General features: G+C 49.6%; 12 protein-coding genes. 10 read left to right on the forward strand and 2 right to left on the reverse strand.

Going from position 1 to position 19,099, the window contains the following annotated elements:
- Positions 1-82: 82 nt before the first annotated feature.
- Both IE054_RS11140 and IE054_RS11145 read right to left on the reverse strand, forming a co-directional pair.
- The gene (locus IE054_RS11140; RefSeq protein ID WP_189406453.1) at positions 83-505 is read right to left on the reverse strand and encodes a DUF3429 domain-containing protein; all 423 of its coding nucleotides are present in this window, start codon (positions 503-505) and stop codon (positions 83-85) included.
- Positions 506-571: 66 nt separating this feature from the next.
- Positions 572-1,852 (reverse strand): citrate synthase, encoded by a 1,281-nt coding sequence (locus tag IE054_RS11145; RefSeq protein WP_189406456.1) that lies wholly within the window; start codon positions 1,850-1,852, stop codon positions 572-574.
- A gap of 714 nt (positions 1,853-2,566) precedes the next feature.
- Here IE054_RS11145 and sdhC point away from each other — a divergent pair.
- The 10 genes from sdhC (at position 2,567) to IE054_RS11195 (ending at position 19,058) form a co-directional block, all read left to right on the forward strand.
- Positions 2,567-2,941: a succinate dehydrogenase, cytochrome b556 subunit gene (gene sdhC / locus IE054_RS11150; RefSeq protein ID WP_189406458.1), complete on the forward strand. Its 375-nt coding sequence runs from the start codon at positions 2,567-2,569 to the stop codon at positions 2,939-2,941.
- Positions 2,935-3,282 (forward strand): succinate dehydrogenase, hydrophobic membrane anchor protein, encoded by a 348-nt coding sequence (gene sdhD, locus IE054_RS11155; RefSeq protein ID WP_189406459.1) that lies wholly within the window; start codon positions 2,935-2,937, stop codon positions 3,280-3,282. Before sdhC ends, sdhD begins: the two co-directional genes overlap by 7 nt.
- 1 nt (position 3,283) lies before the next feature.
- Positions 3,284-5,056 (forward strand): succinate dehydrogenase flavoprotein subunit, encoded by a 1,773-nt coding sequence (sdhA, locus tag IE054_RS11160; protein ID WP_189406460.1) that lies wholly within the window; start codon positions 3,284-3,286, stop codon positions 5,054-5,056.
- A gap of 14 nt (positions 5,057-5,070) precedes the next feature.
- Positions 5,071-5,781: a succinate dehydrogenase iron-sulfur subunit gene (locus tag IE054_RS11165; RefSeq protein ID WP_189406462.1), complete on the forward strand. Its 711-nt coding sequence runs from the start codon at positions 5,071-5,073 to the stop codon at positions 5,779-5,781.
- 174 nt (positions 5,782-5,955) lie between these two features.
- Positions 5,956-8,772: a 2-oxoglutarate dehydrogenase E1 component gene (locus tag IE054_RS11170; protein ID WP_189406465.1), complete on the forward strand. Its 2,817-nt coding sequence runs from the start codon at positions 5,956-5,958 to the stop codon at positions 8,770-8,772.
- Between the two features lie 9 nt (positions 8,773-8,781).
- Positions 8,782-10,338: a 2-oxoglutarate dehydrogenase complex dihydrolipoyllysine-residue succinyltransferase gene (gene odhB / locus IE054_RS11175; RefSeq protein ID WP_189406466.1), complete on the forward strand. Its 1,557-nt coding sequence runs from the start codon at positions 8,782-8,784 to the stop codon at positions 10,336-10,338.
- Between the two features lie 152 nt (positions 10,339-10,490).
- Entirely contained in the window at positions 10,491-11,657 is a 1,167-nt protein-coding gene (sucC, locus tag IE054_RS11180; protein ID WP_189406469.1) for an ADP-forming succinate--CoA ligase subunit beta, read from the forward strand.
- Positions 11,657-12,529, forward strand: coding sequence for a succinate--CoA ligase subunit alpha (sucD, locus tag IE054_RS11185; RefSeq protein WP_189406471.1), 873 nt, complete (start codon positions 11,657-11,659; stop codon positions 12,527-12,529). Before sucC ends, sucD begins: the two co-directional genes overlap by 1 nt.
- A 379-nt stretch (positions 12,530-12,908) precedes the next feature.
- Positions 12,909-15,725, forward strand: a complete 2,817-nt coding sequence (locus tag IE054_RS11190; protein WP_189406472.1) for a TonB-dependent receptor — start codon at positions 12,909-12,911, stop codon at positions 15,723-15,725.
- 330 nt (positions 15,726-16,055) lie between these two features.
- Positions 16,056-19,058: a TonB-dependent receptor gene (locus IE054_RS11195; protein ID WP_189406474.1), complete on the forward strand. Its 3,003-nt coding sequence runs from the start codon at positions 16,056-16,058 to the stop codon at positions 19,056-19,058.
- The last annotated feature ends 41 nt before the right edge of the window (positions 19,059-19,099 follow it).

The following is a 19,099-nucleotide window of genomic DNA, read 5'->3' on the forward strand; positions in this document are numbered from 1 at the left end:
AGTTTTGTGAAAGGGCAGGGCAATGCTGGGGCCGGTCATCTTTCTGACAGGACATCCTTACCGTTGCACATCGATTGTCGTCTCAGGTAAGCAGGAAAATCATCCACGCGTGGGTCAGTACTACGATAGTGGTCAATGCCATACGCAGTGTCATATAACCCATGATAAGCGCTTTCGGCATGGCCAGCGTGAATTTATCGTAAACCAGTATCGCCAGATAGCTTAATGACAGGATCCCAAGTACCAGCGGGTGGCCGCTGAAAACCAGACATAACCAGCCAATGATGGTCGGCAGCATGGCGACGTACAGCTGGTGGCGCACCTGAAACTGATTAATGGCATCCCACCAGTGAATACCACCAAAAAATGACAACAGTACTGCGGAGTACTGCGTAAAGTACCGGGCAGCCTGAGACAGAGCCAGCCAGTCGAGTGCAACAGCCAGTGGCATAAACACAAACGGAATAAGGCCCGCAAGACCAAGAGCAATGGCGGGGTAAGGCATAATGCATCCTTCTCTAACAAAAATAGCGCCCGGTGGGCGCTATTTATTTAATAAGCCAGACTAAGCTTAGCGATTAATCGGCGTATATTCACGTTTGCTGCTACCTGTGTACAGCTGACGCGGACGACCGATTTTCTGTTTCGGATCGCTCATCATTTCGTGCCAGTGTGAAATCCAGCCTACTGTCCGTGACAGCGCGAAGATACAGGTAAACATGTTGGTAGGAATACCAATGGCTTTCAGTACGATACCAGAGTAGAAATCCACGTTCGGGAACAGTTTCTTCTGGGTGAAGTACTCGTCTTCCAGCGCAATACGTTCAAGCTCCATCGCAACATCCAGCAGCGGATCGTCAAGTTGCAGCTCTTTAAGTACTTCGTGACAGCTTTCGCGCATAACGGTCGCACGCGGATCGTAATTTTTATAAACCCGGTGTCCGAAGCCCATCAGACGAAACGGATCGTTCTTGTCTTTGGCTCGCTCGATAAATTCCGGAATACGATCAACGCTGCCAATTTCTTCCAGCATGTTAAGACAGGCTTCATTGGCACCACCGTGTGCAGGGCCCCACAGTGACGCAACACCGGCCGCAATACATGCATACGGGTTTGCACCGGAAGAACCGGCCAGTCGCACGGTAGAGGTCGATGCATTTTGTTCGTGGTCTGCATGCAATGTAAAGATACGATCCATTGCACGTTCAACAGCCGGGCTTACTTCGTAATCTTCCGCCGGAACTGAGAACATCATATTCAGGAAGTTAGCGGCGTAGCTTAAATCATTACGCGGATAAACAAACGGCTGACCTACGTTATATTTGTAGCACATTGCTACCAGCGTAGGCATTTTGGCAATCAGACGGTGCGCGCTGCGTACACGCTGTTTTTCGTTACCAACATCCAGATCGCTGTGATAAAACGACGACATTGCGCCAACAGTGCCACACAGCATAGCCATTGGGTGGGCGTCGTTTCTGAAACCATGGAAGAACATATTGATTTGCTCATGTACCATGGTGTGACGGGTGATGGTGTGTTTAAACTCTTCGTACTGCTCTTTTGTTGGGGCCTCGCCGTGTAGCAACATGTGGCACACTTCGAGGTAGTCTGCATCACGTGCCAAATCTTCTATCGAGTAACCGCGGTGTAAAAGCACGCCGTTGGCACCATCGATATACGTGATTTCTGACTCGCAAGATCCTGTCGCCAAAAAACCTGGGTCGTAAGTGAAATAGCCATGAGCACCCAGTGTACGCACGTCAATGACATCTTGTCCTTCGGTAGGGGACAATACGGGTAACTCTATTTCCTTATCTCCGACCTTTAAAATGGCTTTCTGATCTGCCATAAATGCTCTCCTCAGAATGGTTCTGTTTGCAGCGAAATCGAACAAAAAACGCTCGATTCGTAGGGAAAAGTGGCGTATTTGTACTTTATTCTGCACCGATAAGTCAATTTAAATGCACTGTCGCACCATAAATATTCCCTATTTGTGGTGTTTATAGCGCGGCTTTTCAGACCGCATTTTCATGCCACATGGGCGTTTGCAGACAAACCACCGGTGAAAATATTTTTTACTGAAATATCGTACATGACTGGTTAATCTTTGGGCAATGGCCCGACCAGATACGCAGTGTTCCGTCTCCTGGTGAGTATTTTATCCACCAGCCTTTGCCAACTGTCTAAATTAAAAGCACTTAATATTTGCCTCTGGCAGGGATTCGGTGCGTAGTACAGTGTACATGTGACTGTCGTTTATACCGCATGTGGCCTGGGTTTCGATCAAACATGATCGAGTTTTTATGATGTCAACTACCGGTATAAAGTGGTATAAGACTAACGTCCTAATAAGGCACAAAAAATTGTAATTATATAATGCGCTGGATATACTCAGCGGTACTTGAAATCGGGAATATTTATTCTGTAAATCAAGTAATAAATAATTCACAAAATGTTAACAGCTCAGGGAGTGAGGCTTTAACAAACAAATCGTACCGGTTTACGACAGGACACAATAATGTAACCGGGAAAATTGTCCCTACGGAACAAACAGGCAAAAATTGTGAAAAAGCAAAGACCAGTAAATTTAGAACTCAATACCATTAAATTTCCGCCTTCTGCTATTTCGTCAATTCTCCACCGCGTGACCGGCGTGGCCATGTTCTTTGCGCTTTTATTTGTCATCTGGGCATGGGCAGTGTCCGTGTCATCTGCAGACGGCTTTGCCAGCGTAAGCGCATTAATGGACGGGATTGTCGGAAAGATCATCGCAATTGGTACCGCATCCGCGCTGACCTACCACCTTCTCGGTGGTATTCGTCACGGCATTATGGATATGGGCTATTGGGAAGAACTAGAATCAGGAAACCTCAGCGCTAAAGTCGTCATTGGCCTCTGGATTGTGCTGACAATCGTATTGGGAGTTGCACTATGGTAACAAACCAGGCAAGCATTAAACGTGATGGGGTACAGGATTATGTATCGCTTCGCGCAACCGCAGCGATTATCGCTGCCTTTACACTGTTCATGACGTGGTTTTTTATTTCCACTGAATCGTTAACTTACGAAGTCTGGCATGGCCTGTTTTCCGGGATCGCCATGAAAGTATTTACGCTGGCGACGCTGGTTGCCATTATGATTCACGTTCGCATCGGCCTGTGGCAGGTGCTGACCGATTATGTCAAATCGTCTGTCGTACGCGGTATTGTGCAATATGTATTGAATATTATTGCCTTTGTCTATGTCGCGGTTGGACTGTTTGTACTGTGGGGGGTGTAAAATGACGTTACCTGTTCATGAATTTGATGCCGTTGTTATCGGCGCCGGTGGTGCAGGCATGCGGGCCGCACTGCAGATTTCACAATCAGGCAAGTCCTGTGCCCTGTTATCAAAAGTATTCCCAACCCGATCACACACTGTGTCAGCGCAGGGCGGTATCACAGTCGCGCTGGGTAACTCACACGAAGACAACTGGCAATGGCACATGTATGACACCGTAAAGGGGTCTGACTACATCGGTGACCAGGATGCCATTGAATACATGTGTAAAGAGGGTCCGGAAGCCATTATTGAAATGGAAAACATGGGGCTGCCATTCTCCCGTTTTGAGAACGGCAAAGTCTACCAGCGTCCTTTCGGTGGTCAGTCAAAGAATTTTGGTGGTGAGCAGGCAGCACGTACAGCAGCTGCTGCAGACCGTACCGGTCATGCCTTATTGCACCTGTTGTACCAACAGAATGTTAAAAACAAAACGCAGGTGTTTTCAGAATGGTACGCACTGGATCTGGTTAAAAACCAGGACGGTGATGTTGTCGGCTGTACAGCCATTGATATTGAGAGCGGGGAAGTGGTGTACTTCAAGTCCCGTGCAGTGGTGCTGGCAACCGGCGGTGCGGGGCGTATCTTTGCCTCGACAACCAATGCTCACATTAATACAGGTGACGGCATTGGTATGGCACTGCGTGCCGGCGTATCGGCCCAGGACATGGAAATGTGGCAGTTCCACCCAACGGGAATTGCCGGTGCGGGTACACTGGTAACAGAAGGGTGTCGTGGTGAAGGTGGCTACCTGCTGAATAAAGACGGCGAGCGGTTCATGGAACGTTATGCGCCAAACGCCAAAGACCTTGCCAGCCGTGACGTGGTTGCCCGTTCAATGATGACGGAGATCCGTGAAGGCCGCGGTTGCGATGGCCCGTGGGGCACGCACCTTAAGCTGAAGCTGGATCACCTGGGTAAAGACGTTCTGGAATCGCGCCTGCCGGGCATTCTGGAATTATCGCGCACCTTTGCACACGTTGATCCGGTGAAAGAACCCATACCGGTTATACCAACCTGTCATTACATGATGGGCGGTATCCCGACGAACGTGCATGGTCAGTGTCTGAGCATGGATGAAAACGGTAAAGAGAGTGTCGTAAACGGTCTGTTTGCCTGCGGGGAAATTGCCTGCGTATCGGTTCATGGTGCCAACCGGCTGGGCGGTAACTCGTTACTGGATCTCGTAGTATTCGGTCGTGCGACCGGTATGCACCTGGGTGAAAAACTGTCCGAACTGGAACAGACCCGTGATGCCTCTGAGTCTGACCTGGAAGCAGCAATGTCGCGCTTCAACCGCTGGGAAAACTCAGATAAAGGCAAGGGCGAAGATCCGGTTCAGATTAAAAAGGATATGCAGCAATGCATGCAGCTTAACTTCTCGGTATTCCGTGAAGGTGAAAATATGGCTGAAGGCCTTAAAGAGCTGCGCGAAATCCGCGATCGACTGCAACATGCGCGTCTGGATGACAAGAGTTCAGATTTCAATACCCAGCGTATTGAGTGCCTGGAGCTGGACAACCTAATGGAAACCGCGTTGAGCACAGCCGTTGCAGCAAACTTCAGAACGGAAAGCCGTGGTGCACACAGCCGCTCTGATTATCCGGATCGTGATGATGATAACTGGCTGTGTCACAGCGTTTATCGCCCTCAGGACGAGTCGATGATCAAACGAGATGTCAATATGGCGCCGAAGCTGCGGGAAGCGTTCCCGCCTAAAGCGCGTACATATTAAGAGAGGCAACGATCATGAAATTACATTTTTCTATCTATCGCTACAACCCCGAGGTTGATGATAAACCTCGCATGCAGGACTACACCCTGGATGTGGAAGAAGGTCAGGATATGATGGTGCTGGATGCACTGCTGGCTATCAAAGAGCAGGATCCAACACTGTCACTGCGCCGCTCGTGCCGTGAAGGTGTTTGCGGGTCAGATGGGGTTAATATGAACGGTAAGAACGGCCTTGCCTGTATTACACCCGTATCATCTTTGGGCAAGGGCAAAGTGGTGATTCGTCCGTTGCCTGGCTTGCCAGTTGTGCGCGACCTGGTGGTCGACATGACGCAGTTCTATGATCAGTATGAAAAGGTTAAACCGTATCTGATTAACGATGGTAAAAATCCACCGGCGCGGGAGCACCTGCAGTCGCCGGAAGATCGCGCGCATCTTGATGGTCTGTACGAATGTATCCTGTGTGCATGCTGTTCAACCTCATGCCCGTCATTCTGGTGGAATCCGGATAAGTTCGTAGGTCCGGCGGGACTGCTGCACGCTTACCGCTTCCTTATCGATAGCCGTGACACGGCGACCGAGGAGCGGCTGAACGACTTAGATGATGCATTTAGCGTGTTCCGTTGTCATGGCATCATGAACTGCGTCAGTGTTTGCCCTAAAGGGCTAAACCCAACAAAAGCCATCGGCCATATCAAGTCGATGCTTTTACAACGGGCTGTTTAGTACTATAGTTCTGTCAGCAATTGAGTGACAGCTAGTGATGCTTAAATGGCCATCCTTTGCAGGATGGCTATTTTTTTAACTATTTCGTGGTCCTGGTGTGTTGGTTATGAAATTAATATCCTTATAATACAGAGCCATGATGTTTGTTTTTACAAAACGTAGCAAGGCACAATAATGCAAGAGAGCGTGATGAAAGCGTGGTGGGACTCATCACATATGGCCGGCGCTAATGCGGCGTATGTTGAAGAGTTGTACGAAGCCTACCTGGAGGACTCCCAAAGTGTCTCCGAACCCTGGCGCCAAGTCTTCGATAACCTGCCCAAGGTTGATGGCGTGGAACTGGAAACTAATCACTCGTCGGTAAAAGAGCAGTTTCGTAAGCTCGCTTCACTAGGGCCAGCAGCCCGAATGAGCGGTGGTGCGGCATCTGAGGCCGTGTCAGACGAGCGCCAGGTTAAGGTTCTGCAACTGATTAATGCTTTCCGCTTTCGTGGTCATCAACACGCTAATCTGGATCCGCTGGGGCTGTGGAAACAAGCCCGGGTACGGGATTTGGAATTATCACATCACAGTCTGTCAGAAAAAGATTTTGATACGGTTTTTAATGTCGGCTCTTATGCCATCGGTAAAGATTCGATGTCACTGGGTGATTTGTATAAATCACTGAACCGTACTTATTGCGGCTCAATCGGTGCAGAGTATATGCACATCACCGATACCGAGCAAAAACGCTGGTTGCAGCAGAAAATAGAGTCAGTTGAAGCGCGCCCTGAATTCAGCAGTGATGAAAAACGCAGCATTCTTAAAGGTCTGGTTGCGGCTGACGGAATGGAAAAATACCTAAGCTCTAAATTTCCAGGTGCGAAACGCTTTTCACTGGAAGGCGGTGATTCACTCATCCCGATGCTTAAGGGGCTGATCACCGAAGCCGGTGCAGCCGGTACTAAGGAATGTGTTATTGGCATGGCCCACCGTGGCCGTCTGAATGTGCTGGTAAACGTGCTGGGTAAAAACCCATCGGTATTGTTCGATGAGTTTTCTGGCAAACACGACGAAAGCCTGGGTTCTGGTGATGTGAAATATCATGCTGGTTTCTCGTCAGACTTTGCTACGCCTGGTGGCAATGTGCATTTGGCGCTGGCATTTAACCCGTCACATCTGGAGATCGTGAATCCGGTGGTGATGGGCTCGGTACGTGCTCGTATCGCCCGTCGCAGCGACGACAATAACCGTGTACTGCCGATCACCATTCACGGTGATGCGGCCATTGCCGGTCAGGGTGTGGTACAGGAAACCTTTAATATGTCGCAAACCCGCGGTTTCGCGGTCGGCGGCACCGTGCGTATTGTGATTAATAATCAGGTGGGCTTTACGACCTCTAAAATCGCCGATGCCCGCTCCACACAGTACTGTACTGACATTGCCAAAATGGTTCAGGCGCCTATTTTCCACGTTAATGCCGATGATCCTGAAGCTGTGCAGTTTGTCACCAAGCTGGCGCTGGAATACCGCAACAAGTTTAAGAAAGACGTGGTGATTGACTTGGTATGCTACCGTCGCCACGGGCATAACGAGGCGGATGAGCCTAATGCCACGCAACCGCTGATGTATCAGAAGATCAAGAAGCACCCGGTTACCCGTGAGATATATACCGATCAGCTGGTCGCCGAAGGGGTACTGGAAGAGCGCGAAGCCAAAAAATACCTGGAAGATTACCGGAATGCGTTGGATCACGGTGCCTGCGTCGTTGAAGAATGGCGTCCGATGACCGAGCACAGTGTCGACTGGAGCCCGTACATGGGGCATGACTGGGACACCGACTACGACGGCAAAATCAGTCTCGACAAACTAAAAGAACTCGGCGAGAAAATTACCACCTACCCGGAAGACTATAAACTCAATTCGCGGGTCAATAAGTTGTACCAGGATCGTAAATCAATGATCACCGGCGATAAAAAGCTGGATTGGGGTATGGCAGAAAACCTGGCCTATGCGAGTATTGTTCAGCTGGGTCATGACATTCGCATAACCGGGCAGGATTCAGGCCGCGGGACATTCTTCCACCGCCATGCTGTACTACATAATCAGGGCGATGGCGGTGTTCATATTCCATTGCAACACATCAGCGAAGAGCAGGGTGAGATGGAAATCTATGACTCTGTGCTCTCTGAAGCTGCTGTTATGGCTTTTGAGTATGGTTTCGCCACGGCTGAGCCAAACTGTCTGACAATATGGGAAGCGCAGTTTGGCGACTTCGCCAATGGTGCCCAGGTCGTATTCGATCAATTCTTAAGCTCTGGTGAAGCAAAGTGGGGCCGTTTGTGTGGCCTGACCGTACTGCTGCCGCACGGTTATGAAGGGCAGGGGCCAGAACACAGTTCAGCTCGCCTTGAACGGTTCCTGCAAATGTGCGCCGACCATAACTGGCAGGTCTGTGTACCGTCGACACCTGCGCAGGTATTTAATATGCTGCGCCGTCAGATGATCCGCCCGATGCGTAAGCCGTTGATTGTGATGTCGCCGAAATCGCTGTTGCGCCATGCGATGGCAACATCGACACTGGAAGAGCTGGCAGAAGGCAAATTCCACAATGTCATTGGCGAGATCGACGATATTGCGCCAGAGAATGTAAAACGTGTGGTGATGTGCTCCGGCAAGGTCTACTACGACTTGCTCGACCAGCGCCGAAAAAATGAGCAAACAGACATTGCGCTCATTCGTTTAGAGCAACTTTACCCGTTTCCACAGGAAGAATGTGCGAAAATTGTGGCACAATACAGCCACGTTAAAGACTGGGTCTGGTGTCAGGAAGAGCCTCAGAATCAAGGCGCCTGGTACTGCAGTCAGCACCATTTCTGGCAGGCGATCCCAGATGGCGCCAAGTTGACATATGCCGGGCGTGAAGCTTCGTCCTCGCCGGCTGTAGGTTATGTTTCCGTTCACAACCAGCAACAGAAAGCGCTGGTAGAAGACGCACTCACTATCAAATAAGGAACAAAGATGACAATTGAGATAAAAGTTCCGGTCCTTCCTGAGTCAGTTGCCGATGCCACCATTGCAACCTGGCACGTCAAGGCCGGTGATTCAGTAAAACGCGATCAGAACCTGGTTGATATCGAGACCGACAAGGTTGTGCTGGAAGTGGTAGCGCCAGCTGACGGAGTTATCGATGAGATCCTTGATGAGGAAGGTGAGACCGTTTTAGGTGAGCAGGTAATCGCCAAACTGAAAAAAGGTGAGGGATCTGGCTCGTCATCAGATGAGAGTGAAAAATCAGAAGACACGTCTTCTGACAAGAAGGAATCAAGTTCTGATTCCGATAGTGAAGAAGACACCTCTTCAGCGTCTGGCGGTAAAACACACGAAGTGAAAGTGCCGGTTCTGCCCGAATCGGTAGCCGATGCGACCATCGCGACCTGGCATGTGCAGGTCGGTGAGCAGGTAAGTCGTGACCAGAATCTGGTCGACATTGAAACGGACAAAGTGGTGCTGGAAGTTGTCGCGCCGGCAGACGGATCAGTGAAAGAAATCCTGGCCGAAGAAGGGACCACGGTCACAGCGGAAGAAGTGATTGCGAATTTTGTTGAAGGTGGCTCGTCGGGCGCTGCGAAAGACGGCGACAGTGATGCTGAGCAAAGCACAGACAGCGATGGTGACAGTGATGCGCTAAGTCCGTCTGTACGGCGTTTGCTGGCGGAGAAGGGTGTCGATGCATCGAAAGTGAAAGGCACTGGCAAAAATGGCCGTATCACCAAAGAAGATGTTGAAAAACACCTTAAAGGTGATGGCGGTAGTAATCAGGCTGCAGACAAAGGCGAGAGCAAAGAAGACGCAACAGCCGACCTGCCTACGGGTAACCGTACTGAGAAGCGCGTACCGATGACGCGTCTGCGTAAAACCATTGCCAACCGCTTGTTGGAAGCGAAAAACTCAACGGCCATGCTGACCACGTTTAACGAAGTCAACATGAAGCCGATCATGGACTTGCGTAAGCAGTATCAGGAAAGCTTCGAAAAGCGCCACGGCATTCGCCTTGGCTTTATGTCGTTTTACGTGAAAGCAGTGACTGAAGCACTGAAACGTTTCCCGGAAGTGAATGCGTCACTTGATGGTGATGACATCTGCTACCACAACTACTTTGACATCTCCATTGCGGTTTCAACCCCGCGTGGTCTGGTGACGCCGGTATTAAAAGATACTGATTCACTGGGCATGGCAGGTGTTGAAAAAGGCATCAAAGATCTGGCCATTAAAGGCCGTGACGGCAAGTTGTCGATGGACGACCTGCAGGGCGGTAACTTTACTATCACTAACGGTGGTGTATTTGGTTCATTGATGTCCACGCCTATTATTAACCCGCCACAAAGTGCGATCCTTGGCATGCATAAAATCCAGGATCGTCCTATGGCTGTCAATGGCAAGGTCGAAATCCTGCCAATGATGTACCTGGCACTGTCTTATGACCATCGGATTATCGATGGCAAAGAGTCGGTAGGCTTTTTGGTGACGGTTAAAGAGATGCTGGAAGATCCGACACGTCTGCTTCTGGACGTCTAAGACTTTCGTCTCACAGGAATTGTGTTACGCGGGCGACATTGTGTAAACTCTGTGCCCGCTGACATATCACTGGTATTGGGCCTATAATATCAGTCACGTTCATCAAGTCGCGTAAGCGGCTTTTGTCTTACTAAAAATCGGAAAGAAACACCATGAATTTGCATGAATACCAAGGTAAGCAGCTATTCAAAGAGTATGGCTTACCTGTTTCTGAAGGATACGCTACAGATACGCCGCAAGGCGCTGTAGAAGCTGCGGACCGCATTGGCGGTGACGAATGGGTGGTCAAGTGCCAGGTACACGCAGGTGGCCGTGGTAAAGCTGGCGGTGTAAAGCTGGTTAAAAACAAAAGCGACATCCGTGAGTTTGCCGAAAAATGGCTGGGCAAAAATCTGGTGACCTTTCAAACTGACGAGAATGGTCAGCCGGTCAGCAAGATCCTGGTTGAGTCTTGCACTGACATCGCCAATGAGCTGTATCTTGGTGCGGTTGTTGACCGTACTACTCGTCGCGTTGTGTTTATGGCGTCGACTGAAGGTGGCGTAGAAATTGAAACCGTTGCCGAAGAAACGCCGGAAAAGATCCTGAAAGCTGAAATCGATCCAATCGTTGGTCCTCAGCCTTATCAGGCACGCGAAATGGCATTCAAACTGGGCCTGGAAGGCGCACAGATTAAGCAGTTTGTGCAAATTTTCTTAGGTCTGGCGAAAATGTTTGAAGACTTGGATCTGGCACTGATTGAGATCAATCCACTGGTCATTAAAGATGACGGTAACCTTCACTGTCTGGACGCGAAGCTGGGTGTTGACGGCAACGCACTGTACCGTCAGGCGAAAGTGAAAGACATGCACGATCCTTCACAGGAAGATTCACGTGAAGCGCATGCCGCACAGTGGGAACTGAACTACGTAGCACTTGATGGCAACGTTGGCTGTATGGTTAACGGTGCAGGTCTGGCCATGGGTACCATGGACATTGTTAACCTGCATGGCGGCAAGCCTGCAAACTTCCTGGACGTTGGTGGCGGTGCAACCAAAGAGCGTGTTGCCGAAGCGTTTAAAATTATCCTGTCTGATGACAGTGTAAATGCCGTACTGGTTAACATTTTTGGCGGTATCGTTCGTTGCGACATGATTGCTGAAGGTATCATCGGTGCCGTGAAAGAAGTAGGCGTAAACGTACCTGTCGTGGTACGCCTGGAAGGTACCAATGCTGAACAAGGCCGCGAAGTGCTGGCTAATTCAGGCCTGGATATCATTGCCGCTGAGTCGCTGACTGATGCAGCGAAGAAAGTGGTTGCAGCAGCGGAGGGCAAATAATGTCTGTTTTGATTAATAAAGATACCAAAGTAATCTGTCAGGGCTTTACCGGTGGTCAGGGTACCTTCCACTCTGAACAGGCCATTGCCTACGGCACACAGATGGTTGGCGGCGTAACACCTGGCAAAGGTGGCACTGAACACCTTGGATTGCCGGTATTCAATACCGTACGCGAAGCTGTAGAGCAAACGGGTGCAACGGCGTCAGTTATTTATGTTCCAGCGCCGTTCTGTAAAGACTCCATCGTAGAAGCGGTAGATGCTGGCATTGAGCTGGTTGTATGTATCACAGAAGGTATTCCAACACTGGATATGCTGTATGTGAAAGAATATGTCGATGCTAAAGGCGCACGCATGATTGGTCCAAACTGCCCGGGTGTGATCACGCCGGGTGAGTGTAAAATTGGTATCATGCCTGGTCACATTCATAAGCCGGGTAAAGTGGGCATCGTATCCCGCTCGGGTACGCTGACCTATGAAGCGGTTAAGCAGACCACAGACGAAGGCTTTGGCCAGTCTACCTGTGTCGGTATTGGTGGTGATCCTATTCCGGGCTCAAACTTCATCGACATCCTGAAATTGTTCCAGGACGATCCACAGACTGAAGCCATCGTGATGATTGGTGAAATTGGCGGAACGGCTGAAGAAGAAGCGGCGGCATTCATTAAAGAGAATGTCACCAAGCCGGTTGTCTCATACATTGCCGGTGTAACTGCACCTCCAGGCAAACGTATGGGCCATGCTGGTGCTATCATTGCCGGTGGTAAAGGTACTGCCGATGAAAAATTTGCTGCACTTGAATCTGCCGGCGTTAAAACCGTGCGTTCACTGGCAGAAATTGGCAAAGCACTGCGTGAGTCAACAGGCTGGTAAGTCACTGTCATAATTTTAAAAAGCGCTTCATATGAAGCGCTTTTTTTATGCCTGAAATACAGGGGGAGGGCTTACTGAGTGACTGAATAAATAACCAAAAAGCGCATTTCTGTATTAACAACTTAACTTTTCAGAATGACTTTTACGTGAGATCTTTTAAGCGTTAACAATGTAAGGTTTTGAAATATAAATAAATATATTTGTTTTCTTATGTTAATTCCGATCGTTGACGTTAACAGATTGTGTAAAAGATTTTATGAATACGTATGCAGCTAATTGAGTGGAATCAGGTGTCACTATAGGATGCAGTCCGATGTCATGAACTTGTCATAATAAAAATAATAAGACAATAAACTAATCGAAACGGGACACCCTTGTTATGACGCAATTCAAACCTAGCTTGATCAAACTCGCACTGATTTCCAGCGGTCTTGCCTTTGCCTCTGCACCTGCAGTCGCTCAGCAGCAGGACAGCGCCCAGCCTGATGATGACATGGTCGAGGTTATCCAGGTATCTGGTATTCGCAGCAGCCTGCAACGTGCCCAGGCCATAAAGATGGATAGCTCGTCAATTGTTGAAGCGCTGTCTGCCGAAGACATCGGTAAACTGCCTGACACCAGTATTGCTGAATCACTGGCACGTTTACCGGGTCTTGCCGGTGAGCGCCGCAATGGCCGTACCAGCGGTATTTCTGTACGTGGTTTCAATGAAAACTACGTCGGTACTACATTAAATGGTCGCGAATTACTCGGAATGGGTGATAACCGTGGGGTAGAGTTTGACCTTTACCCTACAGAGATCATTTCGAATATTGTTGTTTATAAAACACCAGAAGCAGGCATGACCACTCAAAATATTGGTGGCTCCATTGACCTGCAAACCGTAAAGCCGTTATTTGCAGAAAGTACGCTGACGGTTAACGGTACTTACGAGAAAAACGCGGAAGACTCTGCTAACCCGGATTTCGATAATGACGGGCATCGCGTATCGGTTAACTTTGTTGACCAGTTCGCCGATGACACCCTGGGTGTGGCAATCACAGCCGCTACCATGGAATCGCCTCGCCAGGAGCGCCAGTTCCGCGGCTGGGGTTATCCAACGGTAGACCTGGAGAGTGATAAACTGAGCATTGCTGACGGCGTGAATGTCCCCGAGGACACTGCCATTCTGGGTGGTCACGATAGTTTTGCGCGCTCAGCCATGATGGAACGTGACTCTCTTGCTGCCGTCATTCAGTGGCGGCCCAGTGAAAAGCTGGATATACAGTTTGATGCGCTGTACATCGACTTTGTTGAAAATGACGCCCGTCGTGGTCTTGAGGAAGAAGGCGCGGTATGGGGCCCCAGTGATTTTACTGTTACAGGTGTAGACAATGGTCTTGTGACATCGTATACCACCGAGGGTGTGTACAGTATTATTCGTAACGATGTGCGTGAACAGGATGCCGAACTTACAACCTTTGGTCTGAATGCTGAATATCTGTTGAATGATGACTGGACGCTGACAGCAGACATATCAACGGGTCAGGTTGATAAGACGATTACCGATGTAGAAAGTTACTCCGGTGTGGGCAGAGCCGGCACAGAAGGGCGACCGTTAACGTCTCGTACCTGGGAAATGACCGATGAAGGCGTAATGTTTTCAGATCATCCTACCAACGATACCATTGATCTTACCGATCCCAGCCTAATTCGCCTCGCGGGCCCGCAAGCCTGGGGTGCGCCCATTGTTGGTGCAGATGCTCAGGATGGCTTCGTCAATAAACCAGAGTTTGAAGAGACTCTTTCTTCTTATCGCTTTGACCTGGAAGGCTATGTTGACTGGGGCATTGTGACAGGTCTTGAAGCCGGTATTATTTATAGCGACCGTGAGAAATCTAAGGATAACAATGGTGCATATCTGACAGGGCCAGCATACCCTGGTGATGACGAGATCCCAGACGTTCTGGGCGTGGTGCCGCTTGATTTCATTGGTATTAACGGCGTGCTCGCATATGACGCACTGGGCTTGTATAACAGTGGTTATTACTCAACAACCGACGCTGAGCTGGTTCAGGCGGATCGTCTTGGTGATACCTACACGGTTAATGAAGAGCTGACAACGCTCTATACCAAACTGAAACTCGATACAGAAGTTAGCGGCATCTACATTCGCGGTAATGTGGGTCTTCAGGTTGTTCATGCCGACCAGCAGTCCAGCGGTTTTAGCACCACATTGAATCGCAGTGGCCGTGTAGATTCTGTCGCTGTGTCTGGTGGGACTGACTATACTGATGTGTTGCCAACACTGAACCTGGCGGCCGAGTTTACAGACAATCAGTTCGTGCGTCTTGGACTTTCAAAAGTACTGACAAGACCCCGTATGGACGATATGCGTCCCAATACGCAGGTGACTTTCTCATTTAATGATAATCAAATCCTGAGTAACGATATTGATAATGGGCCATGGAGTGGGAGTTCAGGTAACCCTGATCTGAAGCCGTACGAAGCAAATCAGTTAGATCTCGCATATGAGAACTATTTTGCGGACAGTGGCTATGTTGCGGTTTCATTCTTTTATAAGGATATTAAAAACTGGCACCGTTCAAACTCAGCGTTGGCTGACTTTAGTGATGACTATATTCCTGAGATTCACCAGACATCTGAAGGTGAGGCTCCGGTGTTGTTCGAAGGGGAAGTTTCCCGTCCAACAGACGGTTACGAAGGCTTTGTGCGTGGCTGGGAAGTGCAGGGTAGCCTGCCGGGCGATATGATCCACGATAGCCTGGAAGGCTTCGGGGTCTTCGCTAGTGCCACCTTCCTGGATGGTTACGCCGATCCTGCGCCAGGCACAGAGGAAACACGTATTCCCGGCCTGTCTGACGAGAATTACAGCATGACGTTTTTCTACGAGAAGTCAGGTTTTGAATTCCGTGTTTCAGCCACCAAACGGTCAGACTACCTGACAGAGACCCGGGGGGTGAGTCTGGCACTTTCGGATTCGACAAACGAGGGCGGAACCTTTGTTGATGCGCAAATTGGTTACGATTTCAGCGAGTCAGGTATTGAATCACTTGACGGTCTGCGCGTGACACTGCAGGGACAGAACCTGACGGACGAAAATGATTTACAAACGTCCGGCGCCGACGGCCGTCAAATTATTACGTACCAGTCTTACGGTGCGAACTATCTGTTAGCCTTTAACTATACGTTCTGAATGTAAACAGTATTTACATCTTCCTGGTTAAAGCCACGGTTACTTCGGTAGCCGTGGCTTTTTTTTAAACGTAATTAGACTGCCAACCTCTCTTTTTCTCTAAAAATCATAATTATCAATTACCTGCGTTTTTGATATGCCAGCCTTAACCGTTGTCTCTTCGCTTAATCTTTTTAAGTAAAATGTAAAAATATGTGTGCAAATGTTAATGAATACGTATGCAGACAATTGCTCCTTTTTTACACAAAGCGCTAGTATCAGATATGAACCATAACAGGTGTTAGCGGGGCGGGTTGTCGCTGGCACCAATAAAAAAAGGAATGGGACACAATGAGAACCTTTAAACCCAGCACCATTACTGCAGCGCTGCTCGCAAGCGGATTGTCAGTATGTGCTAGTCCGCTTTATGCGCAAGAGCAACAGACGCAGGAAGAGGAAGCAAACCAGGATGAGGCAGTTGTCGAGCGCATCGAGGTGCGCGGTTACAGCACCAGCCTTATTCAGTCACTCAATCAGAAGCGTTTCAGTGATACCGTCAGCGAGCAAATTTCCGCTGACGATTTAGGCGGCTTGCCTGATGTTTCGATGGCGGATGCTTTAACCCGTCTGCCGGGTATCTCTGCGGTTCGGACCGGTGGTCAGGCCGCCGAAATCAATATCCGGGGGCTGTCCGGTGGCTTCGTCTTCTCCACTCTTAATGGTCGCGAGCAGGTATCCACCAGCGGCACCCGGGCCATAGAGTTTGATCAGTATCCGTCTGAACTGATTAACTCGGCAGCAGTATACAAGTCTCCTAAAGCGTCGCTGATTGAAGGCGGTGTGGCGGGTACCGTGGAGTTACGTACAGCCAGTCCGCTTTCGAACGACCAGCAACATACCTTTAATGCTAACGTGCGTGGTATGTATAACGATCGTGCTGATGAAGTGTCAGATGCGGAAGAGTACGGGCATCGCCTCAGCTTTTCTTATCAGGGTAAGTTTCTTAACGACACGCTCGGTGTAAATCTGGGGTATGCGCGTTTGTATCAGCCTAGCGTCGCCACACAATTTGTGGGACTCGCCTACACGGAACAGGAAGACTGCGCCGACTGTATACTGACCAGCGAAGGGTTTGAACTCCAGCACAGAGGTGGCGAAGAAACCCGGGATGGCTATGTCGGGACAATCGAGTGGATCCCCCATGACGATTTCAAACTTACCGCCGATGCGTTTGTTTCTAAATTTGATGAGGAAGCCTTTGCACGGGGCTATCGGGTAAAACTGGAAAACGGTGCTGTTGTTAACCCGGTAGTGGTAAACAACAGTGTGGTTGGCGGCACCTTTAGCCGCATCGCCAATAACGGTAACACCCGTGTTGAAATTGTTAACGATGACAACCAGGATTTTGACCAGGTTGAAAGTTACGGTATCAATGCAGACTGGCAGATAAGCGATCGCTGGTCGGCACAGTTTGACATCGCTCTGTCTAAGGCCGAGTCTGATTTTCGTAACGGCCTGCTGTGGTCACTGGTATCTGAAGACGCCAGCGCCCTGAACCCGCAATTTGACGAAAATGTGCAGATCTCCTATCTGCTTGACGACCTGAACCTGCCCGATGTGGCATTTAATCAGTCGCAGGCATTCTCGGATATCGATCGGGTGATGGTCAGCAAGTATGGTATTTATCCCTATGAAAATACCGATGAGCTGGATGCCTACAAGGTCGACTTCCAGTATGCGCTGGATCTTGGCGTGTTCTCGACACTGGAATTTGGCTACCGGTATTCTGACAGAGAATATACCAACGACCGCTCGGTGTATGAATACGGCAGTGACTCTGGGTTTTCTGCCAGCCAGCCGCCGCTGCGTCTGACCGAGGATATGGTCGAAGTGGTAGACTGGCAGGGTGATTTTGGTTACTTCCCAAGCTATCTGTCGGTTGACCTGGATAAGGCACTGACCGCCTGGTTCCCTAATGGTGTGCCCCAGCCAATGCAAACCTGGGGCGCCGGTGCACCGGGTGTGATTAACGGCCCGGGTACAGGCCCGAATACCTCCTGGTCAGTGCTTGAAAGTGGTGATGTTTTTGAAACGGTCAACGCCGCTTACTTAATGGCCAATATCGATACCGAAATTGGCGATATCCCGGTCAGTGGTAACGTCGGTGTCCGTTATGTTCGCACGAAGCAAAGCGCTACAACATTGCAGCGGGCAACACGGTTTCTGACTGATCCTGAAACCGGTAATTCTGTAGAAGTCAGCGATCCCACGCTGGGTGCGCAGAACATCACGGACGAGGCGGGTCTGATTAATAATTTCTATCGTCCCACCATTCTTACCCATGAATACAGCGATGTGCTGCCTTCGATAAACCTTAATTTCAAGCTGACCGACAATACACAGCTAAGAATGGCGGCAGCAAAAGTAATGGCGCGGCCCGACATTAACCGGCTTGCTGCCAATGCTTCAACCAATGTTGAAACCGTACAGGCAACCCAGGACCGCGATTCCGGTGAAATTACGCTGTCATCTCCGACAGCCGAGATCACCGGTTCGTCACTTAACAGTCCTTACCTGAATCCTTTTTATGCCACCCAGTACGATATTTCTTACGAGTGGTATTTCGAAGAGACAGATGGTGCGTTAGTGGTTGCCGGTTTCTTTAAAGACATTGAGTCCTTTATAGATACGACGGGCGTGGATCCCTACGACTTTGCCGGCAATGGCTTTAGGGTGCCGGATTCTGTCACGGTCCCCGTGTTCTTAGAAGCGGAGTTTCAGGGGCAGGAGCCAGAGCTGGCCCGCGATGAAAACGGCGATCCGGTGCTGATCAATGTCGATACTGAAAATGGCCGTTATGAATCAGCCTTTAACAACGCCGAAGGGGGCTACATTCGCGGTATGGAGGTTGCCTATACGCAAATTTATTCCATGCTGCCTGGCATGTGGTCAGGACTGGGGGTCAGTGCCAGTTATTCCTATACCGAAAGTGAGGTAACACGCACGACCGGTGATGGCGTCTACTCAAGCCGTTTGCCAGGACTGTCTGAAAACGTCGCGACAGTGACCGTATTCTGGGAGCACGACGGCTTTGAAACCCGCTTGTCCGGACGTTACCGGGACGCGTTTGTTTCCAGGCAGGTCGCGGTAAACGATCAGACCGTAAACTTTGATGAAGAACTGGTGATTGATTATCAGGCTTCCTACGAGGTGAGTGATAATTTAAGCGTGTTGTTCCAGGTAAATAACCTTACCGATGAACCGACGCGCAGTTACTTCACGTCGCAGGAACAGACCGGCACGATTCAGTTCTTTGGTACGCAATACTTCCTGGGGCTGACGTACTCATTATGAAAAATATAAACAGAATCAATGTGTATGACACGGCGCCGAGA

Source organism: Alteromonas halophila (assembly GCF_014651815.1).
Classification (GTDB): Bacteria; Pseudomonadota; Gammaproteobacteria; order Enterobacterales; family Alteromonadaceae; genus Alteromonas; species Alteromonas halophila.